This window comes from Streptomyces sp. NPDC058877, from assembly GCF_042742855.1.
GTDB lineage: Bacteria > Actinomycetota > Actinomycetes > Streptomycetales > Streptomycetaceae > Streptomyces.
In genome coordinates this window covers 1-4,507 of record NZ_JBHYMF010000233.1, presented here as the reverse complement: position 1 = coordinate 4,507, position 4,507 = coordinate 1, and the positions used below count along the sequence as shown (strand labels likewise).

At 73.3% G+C, this 4,507-nt stretch carries 4 protein-coding genes; 2 read left to right on the top strand and 2 right to left on the bottom strand.

The window, feature by feature from the left end:
* Positions 1 to 1,762 (bottom strand): hypothetical protein (locus ACFW2Y_RS31955; protein WP_384886041.1); only part of this gene is annotated, 1,762 nt, incomplete at its 3' end.
* A gap of 37 nt (positions 1,763 to 1,799) precedes the next feature.
* Complete coding sequence (locus ACFW2Y_RS31950) at positions 1,800 to 1,994, bottom strand: hypothetical protein (RefSeq protein ID WP_030493667.1); 195 nt, start codon at positions 1,992 to 1,994, stop codon at positions 1,800 to 1,802.
* Between the two features lie 308 nt (positions 1,995 to 2,302).
* Here ACFW2Y_RS31950 and ACFW2Y_RS31945 point away from each other — a divergent pair, with 308 nt between their 5' ends.
* Together ACFW2Y_RS31945 and ACFW2Y_RS31940 are read left to right on the top strand one after the other, a co-directional pair.
* Positions 2,303 to 2,695, top strand: coding sequence for an ankyrin repeat domain-containing protein (locus ACFW2Y_RS31945; protein WP_384886040.1), 393 nt, complete (start codon positions 2,303 to 2,305; stop codon positions 2,693 to 2,695).
* Positions 2,696 to 2,951: 256 nt separating this feature from the next.
* Positions 2,952 to 4,367, top strand: coding sequence for a HEAT repeat domain-containing protein (locus ACFW2Y_RS31940; protein ID WP_384886038.1), 1,416 nt, complete (start codon positions 2,952 to 2,954; stop codon positions 4,365 to 4,367).
* Positions 4,368 to 4,507: the final 140 nt, after the last annotated feature.

Here is a 4,507-nt window from a genome sequence, read left to right as displayed (position 1 = left end):
GGCTGAAGGTGCCCGCGCGGACGACCAGGTGCTCCCCGACGATCCGGTGCCCCAGGTTCCGGTAGGCGTCCCGGGCCAGCCACAGCACCGCCGGCGTGGCGAGCACCGCGTAGATCCACGCGGCGTGCAGCAGCAAGGGGGTGAACGCCGCCCCGAGACCGGCCAGCGGGGCCGGTCCGGGGTCCGCGTCGGCGTGGGGCGCCGGGGTCGGTTCGGAGACCGCGGGAACCTTCTCGAGCACCGGGGCCGCCGTGATCGCGCGCCGCTCCGGCAGGAGCTCCAGGACCGCCCGGCGGTGTGCCTCGCTCGTCGCGTCGTCGTACGGGTCGGGCGTGGCCGGAACCTGGAGCCGCAGGACGGGGCCGACACCCAGACGGGCGTAGCCGCGGCCCGCAGGGACCTCGGGCGTCGGCGTGGTGTGCGGCTGCGTGCCGAGGACGGCCGTGATCTGCTCGGGTGCGGCGGGGCCGAGGACGATCCGGGCCCTCGTGTGGGTCCGCACCGCCTCGCCCAGCGTGTCCGTGCTGTCGAACTGCTCCGCCACCACCACCGTGACCTGCGCCGCACGTCCGTGTTGCAGCGGGACCCGGAGCAGTTCCTGGGGGTCGGGACGGCCGTCGGCGGCGGCCAGGTGACCGAGGACGCTCGGCCGGTCGAGTAGGACCCACAGCGGGCGCCGGGTGTCTTCGGGGGCGGGCAGGCCGGCCTGGCGGGCCCGGTTCGCGGCGATCAACCGCCGTTCCGTCTCGTGCGCCGCCCACTCCAGGCTGCTGAGGGCGCCGGAGAGCCCGCACTCGACGGCGAGGACCCCGGTGCGGCCGGTCAGACACGCGTATTCGCCGGTGCCGCCGCCGTCCACGACCAGGACGTCGCCGTGCGGGAGGGCCTGGAGGGCGATCGAGCGGAGCAGGGAGGTGGTGCCGCTGCCCGGCTGGCCGACGGCCAGCAGGTGCGGTTCGGCGGAGCGGGGACCCGTCCGCCAGACGACGGCCGGCGCGTCCTCCGTGCCGTTCGTCGAGACCACGGGGACGGTCCGCTGTACGGCGTCGGCGTCGGTGAAGCCCAGGACGGTCTCCCCCGGAGCCGTGACGAAGCGCTGGGCGGCGATGGTGGTGGGCAGGGCGGGCAGCACGCTCATGACCAGGCGGTTGCCCTCCTCGTCCCAATCGAAGCGGTACTCGCGGCCTCGCCCCGACTTGGCGTGCAGCAGTTGCTCGATCCGGGCTCGGGCGGCCGGCTCACCGTCGGTGAAGTACGGGGGGTAGGCGATCCCCAGTCGGGTGAGCCGTCCGTCCTCGTCGAAGCAGTAGTCCCCGAAGGCACCGCTCCACTCGCCGCCGTGGGCGAAGAGCGGGGAGGGGTCCTCGGGGACCGAGAAGTACGGTACGAGGGCCTCGTACAGGCCCTTGAGCCGGGCGACTTCCGCGTCGTCCGGCCCGGTCTTCACCACCGGGCGCTCGCGCCCCTGCCATGCTGCCGCGGCCATGAGCGCGACGAGGGCGAGGAGCGGTCCGTACGGCACGAGGGCGAGCGTCAGGACGCAGGCCGCGACCAGGAACAGCGTGGGACCACGCCGTTCCTTGGGGGTCGCGGCCCACTTGGCGCGCGCGGTCGCGGCCAGCTTCCGCAGACCACGGGAGACCGTGATCAGCGGATGGAGCACGTCGGTGGCGCTGTCGGCGGCCGTGCGTGCGATCTCTCGACTGCGAGCGATCTGCGCGCTGCCGCTGCTCAGAATGCGGGGGAGTGGTCGCCGGGCCACGTCGGACTCCTGAAGTGGTGGAAGGGACGGAAGGGCGTCAGAACTTGATCCCGCCCAGCAGGCCGGCGAGGCTCTGACCGCCCGCCGTGATGCTCGGGGCGATGGCGGTGCCCGCGAGGTAGAAGCCGAACAGCGCGCAGACGAGGGCGTGCGAGGCCTTGAGCCCGTCCTTCTTGAAGAACAGGAAGCAGATGATGCCGAGCAGGACCACGCCTGAGATGGACAGGATCATTGGGTGTTCTCCTGGTTGAGGGGACAGTCACCATGAGTCCTTCCAGGTTCACAGCAAGTATCTATGTGACTAAAGGTGCAAAAGAGTGAAAAAGAGGTGATTTCACTTGACCGGCCGACGGCGGGCGCCGCGCCGGGTGGCGAAATGTCCGATGTCGGCTAGGGGTGCCCCGGGGGACGAGGTGCCGTGATCTTTGCCTCGGTCGGGCGGGGTCATGTCGCCGGACGGGCAGTACCCTGTCGATTCACTCGTACGGCCGCGCTTGCCGTGCGCAGGGCGACATTGCAGGAGAGAGGCGGTTCCACCCGATGAGCGAGACTCCGGACCCCGAGGTCATCGAGCTGGCGTCGAAGGTCTTCGACCTCGCGCGCACCGGTGACGCCGAGGCCCTCGCCGCCTACGTCGACGCCGGAGTTCCGGCGAACCTCTCCAATGACAAGGGCGACACCCTCGTCATGCTCGCCGCCTACCACGGCCACGCCGCCGCGGTCGCCGCCCTGCTGGAGCGCGGAGCCGAGGCCGACCGCGTCAATGACCGCGGCCAGACCCCGCTCGCCGGCGCCGTCTTCAAGGGTGAGGGCGCCGTGATCCGGGCCCTGCTCGCCGCTGGCGCTGATCCGGAGGCAGGGACTCCGTCCGCGGTCGACACCGCCCGCATGTTCGGCAAGGCCGAGCTCCTGGAACTGTTCGGGGCCAGGTGAACGGCGACTGAACCCCAGGTGGGAGCTGCGTCGTAAATGTGGTCGCGGTGGCGAAATGGGTGGGTCATCATGACGACGAGCCCGGCTGATCGGGCCACGGACGAGAGGCTGAGGAACATGGTCACTGGCAGGCGAAGGACGACGGGCGGCCCCGAATGTTGCCGCACGGCCTAGGCGTGAGGGCGACGAAACGCCCGACCGGGCTCCCCCCGGTCTTTCCTGGTCGTGTCGACAGCTTGATGTGAGGCGTCTTCCCATGTTCGATCCAGTCATAGCGCCGAGCGGCACCCTGCTCGGCCTGCTGCAGCGGGGCCGCGGCGACGGCACCCTGCACGCGCTTGCCGCGCCACGCGCCGAGGCCCTCGCGGCCCTCAACCACTGCGTTCTCGACGACCCCCGCCACGACTGGCAGGTCGAGAACCGCTCCCTCTACTACGCCCGTCTCTACCTGGACCTCCACGGGGGCCTGGAGGCGATCGAGGCGCACCTCTTCAGCGCAGAGGACCACCTCGACACCGAAGAGAACCGGACCGGGCTGGCGCTCGCCGTCCTCGGGCACCTCGCTTCCTACGGACGACAGGACGCCCTGCTGCTGCTCCGGCGGTACGCGGCGACCGGCACGAACTGGGCCTGGGCCCTGGACGAGCTGGCCCTCCGCGACGACGACGCGGGACTCCGCGCCCTCGCCCCGTCCGTGCTGGCCCGCTTCCCGGCCGACCCGGAGGGCGAGGCCGAGCTCGCGCGCACCGTCCGCGACGCCTACGAGCCCCGCCCCTGGCGGCTCTGGGCCGAAGACCGGCGCGAAGCCATCGGCACCCGGGTCAGGGCAGCCCGGGAACAGGGCTCCTTCGACCGCTGGCAGCGCCAGATGCGCCCCTCCGGGCCCCGCCCCGGGTGGAGCGTCCGCGCCGTCCTCGACTGGGCACAGGAAGGACACGAGCGCGGGGCCGACCTCCACGGCCCTGCCGCACGCTGCCTGACCGCCGTTGCCGGACCCGAGGACCGGCCCGAGATCCTCGCCGCCGCCCGGCACGGTGCGACGGGGGCCCGCGGCGCGGCCCTCCACCACCTCGCCGAGCAGCGGGACCCGGCCGTCCTCGACCTCGTGGAGCTCGCGGCCGACGGCGATTCGCACGAGGTCGCCGCCGTCGCCGTCGCCGCCTACCGGAGGACGTGCGGCGAGGACGCCGTCGCCCGCGCCCGCACGTGGATCCGACGCACCGACGCCCTCGGGGTCGCGGCGGCCGAGGTCCTCGCCTGTCGCGGCACCGCCCAGGACTCGGCACTCGTCCTCGGCGCCCTGCGCGGCACCGTGCGCTCCGCGGGCCCCGACGCCCCCGAGCTCGCCTGTCTCGTCGACGGCGCGGGTCGTCTCGGCATCGCCTGTGCCGCGCCCGTGCTGCGCCACGTCTACCGCGAGACGACCTCCTCCCAGCTCCGCGGACGGGCGGCCCGCGCCCTCGCCGCCACCGACCCCGCCTTCGCGACGGGCTTCGCCGTCGAATGCCTGTGGGACTGCGAGGAGACCACCCGGGAGCTGGCCGCTCTGCACGCCGAGACCGGTGACGCACGCGTCGCCGAACGACTGCGCCGCCTCGCCACCGACCCGGCAGAGGAAGCCGAGGTCCAGACGGCGGTGCGCAACCGGATAGGGCCGGACCTCCAGGTCTGACCCCCGGCCCGGAACAGCGAAGGGTCCGACCACCCCCTCCCGGCCCGACCCCACGCATCCGAGCCACCCGTGACCCGGCTCCCGGACCGGCGCGGGCCGCGGTGGCGAACCCCGCCGACCGCGGCCCCGCCCCCGGGAGC